This is a genomic window from Colwellia sp. MB3u-55, from assembly GCF_014076785.1.
Taxonomy (GTDB): domain Bacteria; phylum Pseudomonadota; class Gammaproteobacteria; order Enterobacterales; family Alteromonadaceae; genus Colwellia_A.
The window spans coordinates 1-481 of record NZ_JACGUS010000052.1; the positions used below are offsets into that span (position 1 = coordinate 1).

The following is a 481-nucleotide window of genomic DNA, read 5'->3' on the forward strand; positions in this document are numbered from 1 at the left end:
ACCCGGAGACGGACTTGAACCGTCACACTCTATGAGCGAGGGATTTTAAATCCCTTGTGTCTACCAATTCCACCACCCGGGCATCGGATAATTCTTTTTAAAGTAGAGATTGGCTCCCTACTAACTCTTAACTTACTAAGAGATTTAACTAATTAAACTCTTTAACTTATCTACACACTAAATTTAAACAACTAACGAGACGCTACATCTTTTATTGGCCGCTAAATCACAACATCTTAGCTATATTTATTGTATAAAAATATTTGCATTGTAAATGTTAAGTAAATTAATTACATTATTGATACAGGTTTAATTACTACTATTTAAATTACTGGACAGAAAGTACAGTATAAAGATGGTACCCGGAGACGGACTTGAACCGTCACACTCTATGAGCGAGGGATTTTAAATCCCTTGTGTCTACCAATTCCACCACCCGGGCATCGGATAATTCTTTTTAAAGTAGAGATTGGCTCCCTAC

The 481-nt window shown here is 36.6% G+C and carries 2 tRNA genes; both read right to left on the reverse strand.

Features of this window, described 5'->3' with window-relative positions:
• Positions 1-82: transfer RNA gene (locus H4J66_RS01250), tRNA-Leu, on the reverse strand.
• Between the two features lie 274 nt (positions 83-356).
• Positions 357-442: transfer RNA gene (locus H4J66_RS01255), tRNA-Leu, on the reverse strand.
• Between the last annotated feature and the right edge of the window lie 39 nt (positions 443-481).